The sequence below is a fragment of the Marinobacter mangrovi genome (assembly GCF_016798325.1).
In the GTDB taxonomy this organism is placed as follows: Bacteria; Pseudomonadota; Gammaproteobacteria; order Pseudomonadales; family Oleiphilaceae; genus Marinobacter_A; species Marinobacter_A mangrovi.
In genome coordinates, this window is the sequence record NZ_JAERVO010000003.1 from 115,200 (window position 1) to 129,140 (window position 13,941).

The following is a 13,941-nucleotide window of genomic DNA, read 5'->3' on the forward strand; positions in this document are numbered from 1 at the left end:
GGATAGCCTCCAATGAAAATTGTTGACCTGCAAGAAATCATCGGAAGTGACGCTGACGTCTTCGGCCCGGGCGAAAAGCCCTGGAACAGTCGTCGCCTGCTGCTCAAGAAGGATGGCATGGGCTTCTCCATGCACGAGACCATTATCCCGGCCAACAGCGAGTTTACCTTCTGGTACAAGAACCACCTGGAAGCCGTCTACTGTGTCTCCGGCAACGGCAGCATCGAAGACCTGGCGACCGGTGAAGTGCACCAGATCCGCGACGGCATCCTGTACGCGCTGGATAAGCACGACAAGCACATCCTGCGTGGCGGCACCGAGGACATGCGCCTGATCTGTACCTTCAACCCGCCGGTGAGCGGCCGCGAGACCCACGACGCGGACGGCTCCTATAACCTGCCGGACGACGAGTAAGTCGCCCTGACATCGCCCGCCTGTCCAGCCGGACGGGCGGGCGGCACACCCCCGATATGCCCACCTGAAAGACACGTCCTCGCTCTTCTGAAGGCTTAACGCGACCACCTCAGTTATTGATAATTATTTGCATTTGTTAAAGCGCATTAATATTATTCGCCTTATTCATCAGGCAATAAATTGCCTCCAGCACGTCCGCATGATTGAGGTGTTCATGAGTTTGCATTCCCCGTCCGCCCGCTGGCGGTCCTGCGTTGTTCCCCTGGCCGTCCCGGCTGCACTGTTAAGCGTGGCGCCCATGGCGACCGCCCAGTCCGATGACAGCGACAGCTCGTCACTCAACACGCTGGTGGTTTCCGATACCGCGCTGAAAGTGGCCGCGCCGTTGGTGGAGACGCCCCGCCCCGCGTCGGTGGTGGAGCAGGAAGAGCTGAAAGAGCGCAATGTCCAGTCACTGGACGAGACCTTCCGCTATCGCGCCGGCGTGCTGTCCGGCCAGTATGGTGACGACAACGATACGGACTGGTTCAAGGTGCGCGGCTACGACCAGTCCACCTATCAGGACGGTCTGCGCATCTACCGCGAGGGCTTCTATCAGTGGCTGCCGGAAACCTACGGATTGGAACGGGTGGAACTGCTCAAGGGACCGGCCTCGATTCTCTACGGTGAAGCCCCTCCGGGTGGGGTGATCAACGCCATCAGCAAACGGCCGACGGACACCACCCAGGGCGAAATCGTGGTCCAGGGCGGCACCAACAATCACCAGCAGTATGCCTTCGACACCAGCGGACCGGTGGCCGGCAGCGATGACGTTCGCTATCGCCTGGTCGGCCTGTACCGCAATGAAGACGGCGATATCGATGGCACCGAGGACGAGCGCTATTACATCGCCCCCAGCGTCGAGTGGGACATTTCCGACGACACCCAACTGACGATTCTGGCCAGTTTCCAGAAGGACAATGCGGTACCCTACAACGGCTTCAAGCTGGGCTACGGCACCGTCAACGATACACCGTTTGGCAAGGTCGATCCGTCCACCAACTACAGCGAGCCGGATTTCGACACCAACGAGCGCGAGCAGTCCGCCATCGGCTACCAGCTGTCCCATCGCCTCAACGACACCTGGACCTTCGAACAGGACCTGCGCTATAGCCAGCTGGACTTGACCCTGCGCTCCAGCTACATCCTGTTCCAGACCGGCCCGCGGACCGGTCAGCGCGGCCTGACATACCGGGACGGCGATATCAAATCCTGGACGGTGGACAACCGGATGGTCGGCAAATGGTTCACCGACCGGACCGAGAACACCCTGCTGCTGGGCGTGGACTACCAGGACCTGGAAAACACCGGCGACGAATACGACGACTACGCGTTCGGCGAGATCGACCTGTTCAATCCGCGGTACGGCACCTACAACCCGGTCGACACCTCGGCGATCGTCAATCGCAAGATCAGCAAGCAGCAAACGGGTTACTACATCCAGGACCAGCTGCGTCTGGACGATCACTGGATCTTCCTGGCCGGCGCCCGCTACGACCAGGCGGACACCGATAACGTGAACCGCACCAGCGGCACCCGGGAAACCGCGGATGTCGACGAGGTCTCCCTGTCCGGCGGCATCATGTACCTGGCGGACAACGGCCTGTCGCCCTACGTCAGCTACAGCGAGTCGTTCCAGCCGATCGTGGGCACCGACAGCAATGGCGATCTCTACGATCCACTGGAAGGCAAACAGATCGAAGGGGGTGTGAAGTACGCGCCAGACGGGTTGGACGGGTACGTGACCGCGTCCGTCTACCGCATCAACGAAAAGAACTCGCTGGTGACCACCGGCGGTATCCAGTCCCAGGCGGGTGAGCGCAACACCAACGGCTTCGAGCTGGAAGGCGTTGCCTACCTGACGCCGAACCTGCAGGCGACGGCCGCGTTCACCTTCAGCGACACCACTACCGAGAATACCGCCAGCAGCGATGACAAGGTTCAGGCGCCGCTGATTCCGCGGCAGATGGCCTCGGCCTGGCTGGACTACACGCTGGCCCAATGGGTGCCGGGCATGAAAGTGGGCGGTGGTGTGCGTTATGTCGGCAGCACCGAAGACAAGGCCAACGGCTATGAGGTGCCGTCCTACACCGTGTTCGACATGATGGCTCAGTACGACGTTACCCGGCACTGGCGTGTTCAGGTCAACGCCGACAACGTGTTCAACCGCGAGTACGTCGCCAGCTGCGATTACTGGTGTTACTACGGCGCCGAACGCCGGGTGATCGGCAGCGTCAGCTACCGCTGGTAAGTTCTGCTACCGGCCGGAGTACCACGCTCCGGCCGGCCTCAATTCCCGCCTACGACTCTTCGCGATCTTCCACCAGCTCGTGGTGCAACCGCACCTTCTCCGCCCGTTTCTTGCGCATGCGCAGGTTGAGCAGTTCCACGCCGAAGGAGAAGGCCATGGAGAAGTAGATGTAGCCCTTGGGAATGTGCATGTCGAAGCCTTCCCCCAGCAGGGCCACGCCCACCAGGATGAGGAAGCTCAGCGCCAGCATCTTGATGGTCGGGTGCTCGTCGACGAACTCGCCGATCGGCTTGGCGGCGAACATCATCACCCCCACCGCAAGAACCACCGCAATCACCATCACCGTCACGTGATCGGCCATGCCCACGGCGGTAATCACCGAGTCCAGGCTGAACACGATATCGAGCACGGCGATCTGCGCCAGGGTCGCCGCCAGGCCGGCTGTGGCCGCCGAGGCCCCACTCTCTTCCTCGCCCTCGAGGCTGTTATGGATCTCATGGGCACTCTTGGCCAGCAGGAAAAGGCCACCGATGATCAGGATCAGGTCCCGGCCGGAGATCTCTTCTTCCAGGATCGTGAACAGGGGTTGGGTCAACGTCATCACCCAGGCCAGCGACAACAGCAACAGGATGCGGGTGATCATCGCCAGCCCCAGGCCCATGATGCGGGCCCGGTTGCGCTGGTGTTCCGGCAGCCGGCCCACTAGGATCGAGATGAAGATGATGTTGTCGATGCCCAGCACAATTTCCAGAAGGGCCAGGGTGGCCAGGGCAATCCAGGCCTGGGGATCGCCGATCCAGCTGAACCATTCCACCATGGGGTCGGTCCTCAGTCAGTGATTTAGAAGGTGATTGAATCCGTGCGGGCGCCCTGCAGCCAGAGCGCCCAGTTGTCCTGCAGCACGCGCATGCCGCCGATGTAGTTGTCGTCCACCAGGCCCGCGGCCAGCGTGCGGTCGCCCCGCTGGTACTGGTGGATCAGTCGCACCAGGAAGCTGCGGCCGGTGGGTGTGGACAGCAGGAAGTAGACGAACTCACCGGTCTGGGCCTGCAGTGAATAGCCCTTATCGGCGTAATGATTACGCCAGTCCCGGCTCTGCATCGCCAGAAAATCGGCCACGTCCGGCAGCATCCTGTTGGCCCGCATGTAGTCCACGATCCGGGTATTCTCCGGATGGGCATCGATCACCAGATGGCCGTCGCGGCGCCGGAGCATTTCCATCTGTTCCGCCAGGCCTTCGTCAAGCCAGGCCGGTACGTAAGGCGTCAGGGTCGCGACGATGGCGTGGGCGGTTTCGTGGCTGATGGTGCGGAGGGTATCTTCGCGGTTCTCCCGCAAATAGACCGCGATCTGGTTGCCTTTATTAAGGAATATGCCGCGGGACGGGGGAACCGGCCCTTTCGTGTTGGCGGCCACGAACTGGTTATAGGTCGCCTTGTCCGGCAGCACCCGGATGTTCACCGGTACGGTGCGGTGAATATCGAAATAGAGAATATCGTCGAAGAACGCGTAGACATTGTTCACGTTCGCCGAAATGTCCGCCCGTTCGTCATCGGTCAGGGTGACACCGTCGGTGACGATGTCGATCTGGAAGCGCTGGAATCGGGACGCGCTGCCACGCACTTCCACCCGTTCCTGCTGGCGATCCGGTTCCTTGCGATCACTGAAATGCACTACGCCGTTTTCGTCGGTGTAGCGATAGATGTCCGCGTGTCCCCACAGGGGCAACAGGCACAAGGCCAACAACAGCCCACGTGTCATACGTCTATCCGATCATCCTTGCCGTTACGGGCTGAGTGTATAGTGACCGGTCGGGAACAACCAGTACCCTGTCCGAATCCCGGCCGATTGCGGATAATGCGGTCCGTACGAAGCGATCTTTCTTTGCGAGGAGCCCCTGTGACGCCGTGGCGCAGTCGTCTGAAACGCTGGTTCGGTGGCCAAAAGCCGCCGGCGAACCTGATCATCGTGGGTGTGGGCTATCCCGGTTTCAGTCTGGGACAGGCCGTTCAGGCCAGCGGCCGTTTCCAACTCGTCGCGTTTATTGACGATGAGCCCTGGAACAACCGGACCCGGCTCCTGGGGGCGACGGTGCAATATCCCGGGGAACTGGCGGCACTGATCCAACGGCATCAGGTCAAGGTGGTGGTTCGGATTGAGGGAGAGCCGCCGGTGATCGCGGATAATATCTGGGAGGAGGTTATGGCCACCGGTGTCCGGACGCTCACCTTGCGCGCGGATTCGGATACCGAGACACGCTTGTCGGAGTTGCGGGGCATTCAGGACTGACAACCAGCGCAATGGCGTAGGTTGGGCTGACGAAGGAAGCCCAACAAACCCGGTTGGCGGCCAATCTCATCCAATCCCATGGCCGCCAAGCCGGTTTTTGAGTACCCATGCTCCAAGCATGCCCGTGATAACGGGAACGTCTGGAGCCCGCTAATTGTTGGGCTTCCTTCGTCAGCCCAACCTACGATACGCGCTCCCCAAGGAACTCGCGATTAACACCATCCCTGTTCAACTGCTTCAGATGTAATAGTCCTGAAGCGGAGGAAAACCGTTGAAGCACACCGCGCTGTATGTGGTGGTATACGCACCCGTGGTCAGCCAGTAAAGTCGGTCGCCCATCGCCAGGTTCAGCGGCAGGCCGTACTTGTAGTGTTCGTACATGATGTCGGCGCTGTCGCAGGTCGGGCCGGCGATCACCACGTCTTCGCATTCCCCGGTTTTCTCGGTGTGGATCGGGAACTTGATGGACTCGTCCAGCGTCTCGATCAGGCCCGAGAACTTGCCCACGTCGGTGAACACCCAGCGGTGCAGACCGGTGCGGGATTTACGGGAAATCAGCACCACCTCACTCACCAGCACGCCGGCGTTGGCAATCAGCGAACGGCCCGGCTCGATGATCACTTCCGGGAAGTCGTCGCCGAAATCCTCACGGATAAAGCGCTGGATTTCCTCGGCGTAGGTGCCCAGTTCGTTGGTCCGGGTCATGTAGTTGGCCGGGAAACCACCGCCCATGTTGATCATCTTCAGCTCGATGCCGTCTTCCTCGCGCAGGCGATCGAAGATCACCTTCACGTTGCCCAGCGCCGCGTCCCAGGCGCCGATTTCACGCTGCTGGGAACCCACGTGGAACGACACGCCGTAGGGCACCAGGCCCAGGTCGCGGGCCAGGATCAGCAGGTCCATCGCCATGTCGGTATGGCAGCCGAACTTGCGGGACAGCGGCCAGTCGGCGGTCTGGGTGCCTTCGGTCAGGATGCGCACGTACACCTTCGACCCCGGTGCGGCCTTGGCGATGTTGCGCAAGTCCGCTTCGGAATCCGTGGCAAACAGGCGCACGCCCCGCTCGTAGAACGCGCGCACGTCCTTCGCCTTCTTGATGGTGTTGCCGTAGCTGATGCGATCCGGCGAGACGTCCAGGGCCATCACCTTGTCCAGCTCATAGATGGAGGCGATGTCGAAATTCGAACCCCGATCCCGCAGCATGGTCAGGATTTCCGGCGCCGGGTTGGCTTTCACCGCGTAATAGACTTTGGCGTACGGGAAATTTTCCACCAGTTCGTTGTACTGACGGTTGATCGTGGCCGTATCGACCACCAGGAACGGGGTTTCTTTCGTGTCGGCAAAGGTCTTGATGCGCTGGAAGGTCGCATCGTCGTAGTAGTCGGAAACCTGGATCGGGGCGTGTTCGTTCATGGACGTCTATGGGTTCCTCATCTGGGACGACGCCAATAAAAATGGCCCGGACAATGGTCCGGGCCGGTATGGGCGCGAATGTAGGAACAAATCGGGGACCCGGATAGTGCGCAAATCTACCCATAACCCGGCGACGCGATATGGCACGAAAGTTTCCCGCTACGTACCATCAACCCCTCACCTGACGATCAAGGAGCGACCATGGCCGCACAACGCCTGCAGGATCTGATGAATACCCTCCCGCAACAGGGCACGCTTGAATGGATCGGCCTGCGGCCGGGCCGGGACGAACCCATGCTGGCGCCGGAATCCGCCACCATCGAGCGGGGCCAGGGGCTGATCGGCGACCGCTTCCGGGGCCGTCCGGAGAGCAAGCGCCAGGTGACACTGATCCAGGCGGAGCACCTGCCGGTGATTGCCTCGCTCGTACACCAGGACGCGATCACCCCCGACCGGCTGCGCCGCAACCTGGTGGTCCGCGGCCTCAACCTGCTGGCGCTCAAGGGCAAACGCTTCCGGGTGGGTGAGGCGGTGCTGGAAATGACCGGGCTGTGCGATCCCTGTTCCAAGATGGAGGCCGAACTCGGGCCCGGGGGTTACAACGCCATGCGCGGGCATGGCGGAATCACCACACGGGTTATCGAGGGCGGTGAGATCCGGCTGGGGGATGTAATCGAGGTGCTGGCGTCAGACCGCGCGCCGGTGCAGACGTCGTTCGATGACCTGACAACCGGGTGAGGTCACACCATGGATCGCGGATAGCGCCGCTTTCAGGGTGGCCGCCGCGATGGCCTCGTGCTGCTGTGGCAGGGCGTTGACGCGGATCGGCAGAAAATCCAGCAGGCGGTCGTCGCCGAAGGTGGCCAGGTGCAGGTCCGCGGGCAGGCCGTCCGGCCGCTCCAGCAACACGTCCAGCACCCCCTGGAGCAGGGAATAGGACGCCGTCACCAACGCGTCCGGCTGGCCCCGCTCTGCCAGCAGCTCCCGGGCCAGGGCGGCCCCGGAGGCCCGGTCGAACCGATCGCCGCTCATCACGATGGCCTCGCCGCTCCAGTCTGCGACGGCCTCTTCGAAGCCCTGGCGCCGCTGGCGGGTCATGGCCAGCTCGGGCAGGGCATCCAGCCAGACCACCGAATGCACCCCCGGGCCCAGCACCGAACGGGTGAGAGCGGCCGCGCCGGCCTGGTTATCGCTGACGATGCAGGTCAATTGTGAGGGATCCTGGGCCCGGTCCACGGCAATCACCGGCAGCCCCTCGGCCTGCAGATCCCGGTAGAAAGTGCTGTCCGGCGGCAGGCAGCTCGCCACGATCAGGGCGTCGCAACGCCGCGCCCGGAACGACAGCGCCAGCGAGCGTTCCGTCTCGGCGTCATCGTCGGAGCCGGCGATCAGCAGCTGATAGCCCTCGGCGCGGGAACCCACTTCCAGCAACTTGGCCAAGCGGGCGTAACTGGCGTTCTCCAGGTCCGGCAGGATGAAACCCAGGGTGCGCGACTGGCCGCCACGCAGCGCCGCCGCCTGGGCGTCGATGCGGAAACCGTGTTCCCGGGCCAGCGTGGTCACCCGCTCCACGGTCTCGGGCTTGATGCGGTTGGCAGCGGCCCGGCCATTGAGCACGTAGCTCGCCGTGGTGCGCGAAACGCCCGCCAGTCGGGCCAGTTCTGCCAAGGTCATTGCGGTCTCCTGCTGTCCCTGTTGCCGGGCGCCTGTCGATAAAGCCGACATTCTACGGGATCACCGAAGTCAACGTGACCCGACCGACGTGATTTGCATTGCTTGAAATCTGATCAATGTTGTTTCATGATCCATTCTAGTCATTGCTGACACGATTCAGCAAATGCTTAAATACGTTTTTAACCACGGCGCCTGACCGGCTGCTGTGAGACAACAACAAGGTCAACCAAGGGGATTTCCCCATGCTTACGTTAACTGCCGACGACATCCGTCTGGGCTGCCGCGCCGCCGACTGGCGCGAGGCCCTCGCCCTGGCCGGCGAGGAGCTGGAAGCCGCAGGCCGGACCACCCCCGAATACCTGCAAGGCCTGCTGGAACGCGAGGCCCAGTCGTCCACGGTCCTGGGCAACGGCATTGCCATCCCCCACGGCACACCCGAGAGCCGCGAGCACGTCCGCTCCACCGGCATCCGGGTGCTGCAGTTTCCCGACGGCGTGACCTGGCACGACGATGCCCGGGTCCATGTGCTGGTCACCATCGCCGCCCAGTCCGACGAACACCTGGACATCCTGCGCCACCTCACCCGGGTGCTGGACAAACCGGGCCTGGCCCAACAGCTGGCTGAGGCGACCGACCGGGACACCCTGCTGGCCTGCCTGTCGCGCACACCCGCCACGCCCAAGTGCGATCGCGATACCCTGCTATTGAAGGTGCCGGCCAGCGACACCCGCGAACTGGCGCTGACCGCCGCCGCCCGCCTGCAGAGCCTGAGCTGTGTCGAGCCGCCGTTTATTGCCAGCCTGGTGGCCCAGGCGCCACAAGCGCTGGGCCGCGGCCTGTGGCTGGTGCATGCCACCGATGGCGTCACCCAACCGGCGCTGGCGGTGGCTACCCCGGCCAAAGCCGATAGCGCGCTGGACGGCGTGCTGTGCCTGGCCGGTCAGGGCGAAGACACCCAGCCGCTGCTGGAGCAGATCGATCACCTGCTGACCCAGCCGGAATCCATTGCCAGCCTGTCCGCCGACGAGCTGCTGGCGCGCCTGGCCGGGGAACAGGCCAACGCCGTGACCCGACAGGTCCGCCTGCTCAACGCCCACGGCCTGCATGCCCGTCCGGCCAAGCAACTGGTGCAGGTGGCCCGCCAGCAGTCGCTGCCCCTGCAGCTGCGCCTGCTCGAAGGCGACGCCCAGGCGGTGTCGGCCACCAGCCTGACCCGAGTCATCGGCCTTGGCGCGCGTCGCGGTCAGACACTGGTGATCAGCGCCGCCGGTGACGGAGCCGAAGCGGCGGTGAAAGCCCTGGCCGAGGCCATCGAGTCCGGCCTGGGCGAGGCAGTGACCCCGCTGCGCGCCCACGATGAACGCAAGACAACCGACAGCGATCAGCCGTCCCAACCGGTCGAACCACTGGACCCGGATACGCCGATCAAGGCCGTTGCGGCGTCCCCGGGACTGGCCGTGGCCCCGGCCTTCGTCATGCGCCTGCCCGAACTGACCTACGCGGCCACCGCCAACGATCCCGACCACCAGTGCGAGCGCCTGAACCAGGCCATCGACGACGCTTTCGAGCAACTGGAAGCCCTGATCCGACACGCCGAAGGCGGCGAGGCCGGTCCCATCCTCGCGGTCCACGCCGAGATGCTGCGTGACGACGACCTGCATCAGGCCGCGTTCGACATCATCCGCGAAGGCGCCTCGGCCGAGGCCGGTTGGTGGCAGGCGATCGACACCGCCGCCAAAGCCCAGGAAGCGCTCGCCGACCGTCTGCTGGCCGAACGCGCTGCGGACCTGCGCGACGTCGGTCGGCGTGTACTGGCCAACCTCTGCGGGGTGTCCATGCCGACACCCCCGGACGAGCCCTACATCCTGGTGGCCGACGACCTGGGCCCGTCCGATGTGGCCCGGCTGGACACCCAGCGGGTTCGGGGCCTGGTGACGGCCAAGGGCGGGGCCACCGCCCACAGCGCCATCCTCGCCCGCGCCCTCGGCCTGCCGGCCGTGGTGGGTGTGGGTGAGCGTTTGCTGACCCTGGAAAGCGGCACGGATGTCGTTGTGGATGGTGAGCGGGGCTGCATCGTCCCGGCACCCGGCAGCGAGCGTCGGCGCCGCCTGAACCAGCGCCTGGAGCAGCTGGAGCAGCTTCAGGCCAGGGCCCACGAAGCCCGCCACGAGCCGGCCAGCACGGTGGACGGTCATCAGGTGGAAGTCTGCGCCAACCTCGGCAACACCGCCCACACGCCGGAAGCGGTGGAACGCGGCGCCGACGGTGTGGGTCTGCTGCGTACCGAATTCATTTTCATGGCCCATTCCGAAGCCCCGGACCTGGCCACCCAGCGCACCGAGTACGCCAAGGCGTTCGACGCGCTCGACGGCCTGCCGCTGGTGGCCCGGACCCTGGACGTGGGCGGCGACAAGCCGCTGGATTACTGGCCGCTGCCCGAGGAAGACAACCCCTTCCTGGGCCTGCGCGGCATCCGCCTGTCCCTGACCCGGCCGGAGATCCTGGAGACCCAGCTGCGCGCGTTGCTGACCGAAGCCGGCAGCCGCCCGCTGCGGATTATGTTCCCCATGGTCAAGGACCTGGCCGAGTTCCGTGCCGCCAAGGCGCTGGTGGACAAGCTGCGCGAGGAAATCGACGCCCCGGACGTGCAGGTGGGCGTGATGATCGAGATCCCGTCCAGTGCGCTGCTGGCGCCGACCCTGGCGCCGGAGGTGGACTTCTTCTCCATCGGCACCAACGACCTGACCCAATACACCCTGGCCATCGACCGCGGCCACCCACAGCTATCGGCGGAGTCCGACGGTCTGCATCCGGCCGTGCTGCGCCTGATCCAGATGACCGTCGAGGCGGCTCACGAACACGGTCGCTGGGTGGGCATCTGCGGGGAACTGGGGTCCGATCCCCAGGCGATTCCGGTGCTGCTGGGGCTGGGCGTGGACGAATTCTCCGTCACCAGCCGCCGGGTGCCGCTGGTCAAGGCCTGCATCCGTAACCTGGCCCTGTCCGATGCGAAATCACTCGCTCAGCTGGCCCTGCAACAGGCCACGGCGAGTGACGTGCGGGACAAGCTGGAGGGCGCGTAATGGCTCGTGTACTGACCATCACCCTGAACCCGGCGCTGGACCTCTCGGTGGAAACCCCGCCGATTCGCCTCGGCGAGGTCAACCGCACCGAGCGGACCCAGCTGGACGCCGCGGGCAAGGGCATCAACCTGGCGCGGGTGCTGCGCCGGCTGGGCCACGAGGTCATGGTGTCCGGCCTGATGGGCCTGGATAACGCGGCGCCGTTCGAGCAGCTGTTTGCCGACGAGGGCCTGGAAGATCACTTCCTGCGAGTGCCCGGAACCAGCCGCACCAACGTCAAACTGGCCGAAACCGGCGGACGGGTCACCGACCTCAATGGCACCGGCTTCGATACCCCGGCGGACGCCCTGAACCGGCTACAGTTCCGCCTGAGCCCGTTGCTCGGCGACTGTGATGCGGTCGCCATCGCCGGCAGCCTGCCCCTGGGTTTCGCACCGGAAAAACTGGCCGGGCTGATCCGGCGCTGCGCCGAGGCCGATCGGCCGGTCTGGCTGGATACCAGCGGCCCCGCGCTGACGGCCGGCATCCGGGCCCGCCCCAGCGGCGTCAAACCCAACAACGAAGAACTGGCGGAATGGGCCGGCCGCCCCCTGCCCGACCTGACCGCCCAGGCCGACGCCGGCCGCCAGTTGCAGCAGTCGGGCATCGCCCACGTGGTGATTTCCCGCGGCCCGGAGGGCGTGCTCTGGCTCAACCCGCGCCGGGACCTGCTGGCCCGTGCCCCGCAGGTGCCGGTGGTCAGCACCGTCTGTGCCGGCGACACACTGCTGGCCGGCCTGCTCCATGGCGAACTCAGCGGCCTCAGTGACTTCGACACCCTGCAGCTGGCCACCGCCCTGTCCGCCGAATGCGTCCGCCATGTGGGCGTGGGCAATCCCGACGCCGACGACTTCCTACAACTCCAACAACACACCAGGGTCACACCCTGGCCGGATACAACCCTGTCCGGGGAGGCATCATCATGAACCTGATTCTCGTTACCGCCTGTCCGCAAGGACTGGCCACCTCGTTCCTGGCCGCCCGGGCCCTGACCCGCGCCGCCGAAGCCCGCCACTGGCAAGTCACGGCCGAAGTCCACAGCCAGGCCAGCCCGGTCACACCGATCGATGACGACACCCTCGCCGCGGCCGATCTGGTGATTGTCGCCGCCAGCGCACCGGTCGATCTGAACCGGTTTGCCGGCAAGGCGCTGTATCACGCGCCGGTCACGGCGCCGCTGACCGATCCCGATCAGTTCCTGGACGAAGCGCAACAGGCCGCCACACCCTATGTCCCGGATGACTCGGCGCCCGCCGCGCCCGCAACCGGTGCGCAGGGACTCTCCATCGTCGCGGTCACCGCCTGTCCCACCGGCGTGGCCCATACCTTTATGGCCGCTGAAGCGTTGAGCGAAGCCGCACGGGCCGCCGGCCACCGCATCCGGGTCGAGACCCAGGGCTCGGTCGGCGCCCAGGATGCGCTGACGGAGGCCGAGATCGCCGAGGCGGACGTGGTTGTCCTCGCCTGCGACATCGAGATCGATCCGGAACGCTTTGCCGGCAAACGGGTCTGGCGCACCTCCACCGGCGCGGCCCTGAAGAAACCGGCCGACACCCTGCGCGATGCGCTGGACCAGGCGGAGACCGAAACCGGCGCCAGCACAAGCAAACCCGCAGGCAGCAAGAGCGGCGAACGCAAGGGCCCCTACAAGCACCTGCTGACCGGCGTGTCGTTCATGTTGCCGATGGTGGTCGCCGGGGGTCTGATGATCGCCCTGTCGTTCGTGTTCGGCATCCACGCGGCCGAGCAGAAAGGCACGCTGGCCGCAGCGCTGATGCAGATCGGCGGCGGCACCGCCTTCAAGCTGATGATTCCACTGCTGGCCGGCTACATCGCCTACTCCATCGCCGACCGGCCGGGGATCGCCCCGGGCATGATCGGTGGCTACCTGGCGGGTACGCTGGGGGCGGGTTTCCTCGGCGGGATTGCCGCCGGCTTCCTGGCCGGCTATGCCGCGCGCCTGGTGAGCCAGAAGCTCCCGCTGCCGGAGAGCGTGGCCTCGCTGAAGCCGATCCTGATCATTCCCCTGCTGGCCAGCCTGTTCACGGGCCTGACCATGATCTACATCGTGGGCGAGCCCATCGCGGCCATCATGGCGACGATGACCGACTTCCTGACCAACATGAACACCGGCAATGCGGTCCTGCTCGGAGCGCTGCTGGGCGCCATGATGTGTTTCGATCTGGGCGGGCCGGTCAACAAGGCCGCCTACACCTTCGGGGTCGGCTTGCTGTCCGAGGGCGCCGGCGGTTCCGCGCCGATGGCAGCGATCATGGCTGCGGGCATGGTGCCGGCCATCGGTATGGGCATTGCCAGTCTGCTGGCCCGGAGCAAATTCGCCGACGACGAGCGTCAGGCGGGTAAAGCGTCGTTTGTGCTGGGGCTGTGCTTCATCTCGGAAGGGGCCATTCCGTTCATGGCCAAGGATCCGCTGCGGGTGATCCCCATCTGCATGGTGGGCGGGGCCATCACCGGCGCGCTGTCGATGCTGTTCCAGGTCTCACTGATGGCGCCACACGGCGGCTTGTTCGTGCTACTGATCCCGCACGCGGTGAGCGCGGTGCTGCCCTACCTGTTCGCGATCACGGTCGGCTCGCTGGTGATCGGCATCAGCTATGCCTTCGCCAAGACCGGGAAAACCGCCCTGGCCAACGCCACCTGAAGGTAAAACGCCCGGCGATCAGGACGATCGTCGGGCGCTCTCATTGCTAGCGATGAATGCCGTGCTGGACGGGATCG

The 13,941-nt window shown here is 64.8% G+C and carries 11 protein-coding genes; 7 read left to right on the forward strand and 4 right to left on the reverse strand.

Annotation, left to right across the window (positions count from 1 at the left end; all coding sequences use genetic code 11):
- Nucleotides 1-12 precede the first annotated feature (12 nt).
- A complete protein-coding gene (locus tag JL474_RS10120) occupies nucleotides 13-414 on the forward strand; it encodes an ectoine synthase (protein ID WP_123633647.1) in 402 nt (133 codons plus the stop codon).
- A 298-nt stretch (nucleotides 415-712) separates the two neighbouring features.
- Nucleotides 713-2,704 (forward strand): TonB-dependent siderophore receptor, encoded by a 1,992-nt coding sequence (locus tag JL474_RS10125; protein WP_407944055.1) that lies wholly within the window; start codon nucleotides 713-715, stop codon nucleotides 2,702-2,704.
- A 49-nt stretch (nucleotides 2,705-2,753) separates the two neighbouring features.
- Here JL474_RS10125 and JL474_RS10130 read toward each other — a convergent pair whose 3' ends face one another.
- Nucleotides 2,754-3,521: a TerC family protein gene (locus JL474_RS10130; RefSeq protein WP_203141987.1), complete on the reverse strand. Its 768-nt coding sequence runs from the start codon at nucleotides 3,519-3,521 to the stop codon at nucleotides 2,754-2,756.
- Nucleotides 3,522-3,544: 23 nt separating this feature from the next.
- A complete protein-coding gene (locus JL474_RS10135; RefSeq protein ID WP_203141988.1) occupies nucleotides 3,545-4,465 on the reverse strand; it encodes a DUF4124 domain-containing protein in 921 nt (306 codons plus the stop codon).
- 138 nt (nucleotides 4,466-4,603) lie between these two features.
- On the opposite strand from JL474_RS10135, the gene JL474_RS10140 reads away from it, so the two are divergent.
- Nucleotides 4,604-4,993, forward strand: a complete 390-nt coding sequence (locus JL474_RS10140) for a nucleoside-diphosphate sugar epimerase/dehydratase (protein WP_203141989.1) — start codon at nucleotides 4,604-4,606, stop codon at nucleotides 4,991-4,993.
- A 237-nt stretch (nucleotides 4,994-5,230) separates the two neighbouring features.
- On the opposite strand, the gene JL474_RS10145 is transcribed toward JL474_RS10140, so the two are convergent.
- Nucleotides 5,231-6,406 (reverse strand): type III PLP-dependent enzyme, encoded by a 1,176-nt coding sequence (locus JL474_RS10145; protein ID WP_131483476.1) that lies wholly within the window; start codon nucleotides 6,404-6,406, stop codon nucleotides 5,231-5,233.
- Nucleotides 6,407-6,607: 201 nt separating this feature from the next.
- Here JL474_RS10145 and JL474_RS10150 point away from each other — a divergent pair, with 201 nt between their 5' ends.
- Nucleotides 6,608-7,144 (forward strand): MOSC domain-containing protein, encoded by a 537-nt coding sequence (locus JL474_RS10150; RefSeq protein WP_203141990.1) that lies wholly within the window; start codon nucleotides 6,608-6,610, stop codon nucleotides 7,142-7,144.
- On the opposite strand, the gene cra is transcribed toward JL474_RS10150, so the two are convergent.
- The gene (cra, locus tag JL474_RS10155) at nucleotides 7,094-8,080 is read right to left on the reverse strand and encodes a catabolite repressor/activator (RefSeq protein ID WP_203141991.1); all 987 of its coding nucleotides are present in this window, start codon (nucleotides 8,078-8,080) and stop codon (nucleotides 7,094-7,096) included. The genes JL474_RS10150 and cra overlap by 51 nt on opposite strands.
- A 242-nt stretch (nucleotides 8,081-8,322) precedes the next feature.
- Here cra and ptsP point away from each other — a divergent pair, with 242 nt between their 5' ends.
- From ptsP to JL474_RS10170, 3 genes are read left to right on the forward strand one after another with little or no spacing between them, the layout of a single operon-like run.
- On the forward strand, nucleotides 8,323-11,163 hold the full coding sequence (gene ptsP / locus JL474_RS10160; RefSeq protein WP_203141992.1) for a phosphoenolpyruvate--protein phosphotransferase: 2,841 nt from the start codon (nucleotides 8,323-8,325) through the stop codon (nucleotides 11,161-11,163).
- Nucleotides 11,163-12,128 carry a 1-phosphofructokinase gene (gene pfkB / locus JL474_RS10165; RefSeq protein WP_203141993.1) on the forward strand — a complete coding sequence of 322 codons (966 nt, stop codon included), beginning with the start codon at nucleotides 11,163-11,165 and terminating at the stop codon, nucleotides 12,126-12,128. Before ptsP ends, pfkB begins: the two co-directional genes overlap by 1 nt.
- Entirely contained in the window at nucleotides 12,125-13,864 is a 1,740-nt protein-coding gene (locus tag JL474_RS10170) for a PTS fructose-like transporter subunit IIB (RefSeq protein ID WP_203141994.1), read from the forward strand. Before pfkB ends, JL474_RS10170 begins: the two co-directional genes overlap by 4 nt.
- Nucleotides 13,865-13,941: the final 77 nt, after the last annotated feature.

Coding starts and splice junctions, on each gene's coding strand:
- JL474_RS10170 (WP_203141994.1), top strand. CDS start 12,125: ATGAACCTGATTCTCGTTACCGCCTGTCCGCAAGGACTGGCCACCTCG.
- pfkB (WP_203141993.1), top strand. CDS start 11,163: ATGGCTCGTGTACTGACCATCACCCTGAACCCGGCGCTGGACCTCTCG.
- JL474_RS10130 (WP_203141987.1), bottom strand. CDS start 3,521: ATGGTGGAATGGTTCAGCTGGATCGGCGATCCCCAGGCCTGGATTGCC.
- JL474_RS10120 (WP_123633647.1), top strand. CDS start 13: ATGAAAATTGTTGACCTGCAAGAAATCATCGGAAGTGACGCTGACGTC.
- JL474_RS10145 (WP_131483476.1), bottom strand. CDS start 6,406: ATGAACGAACACGCCCCGATCCAGGTTTCCGACTACTACGACGATGCG.
- JL474_RS10150 (WP_203141990.1), top strand. CDS start 6,608: ATGGCCGCACAACGCCTGCAGGATCTGATGAATACCCTCCCGCAACAG.
- ptsP (WP_203141992.1), top strand. CDS start 8,323: ATGCTTACGTTAACTGCCGACGACATCCGTCTGGGCTGCCGCGCCGCC.
- JL474_RS10135 (WP_203141988.1), bottom strand. CDS start 4,465: ATGACACGTGGGCTGTTGTTGGCCTTGTGCCTGTTGCCCCTGTGGGGA.
- cra (WP_203141991.1), bottom strand. CDS start 8,080: ATGACCTTGGCAGAACTGGCCCGACTGGCGGGCGTTTCGCGCACCACG.
- JL474_RS10125 (WP_407944055.1), top strand. CDS start 713: ATGGCGACCGCCCAGTCCGATGACAGCGACAGCTCGTCACTCAACACG.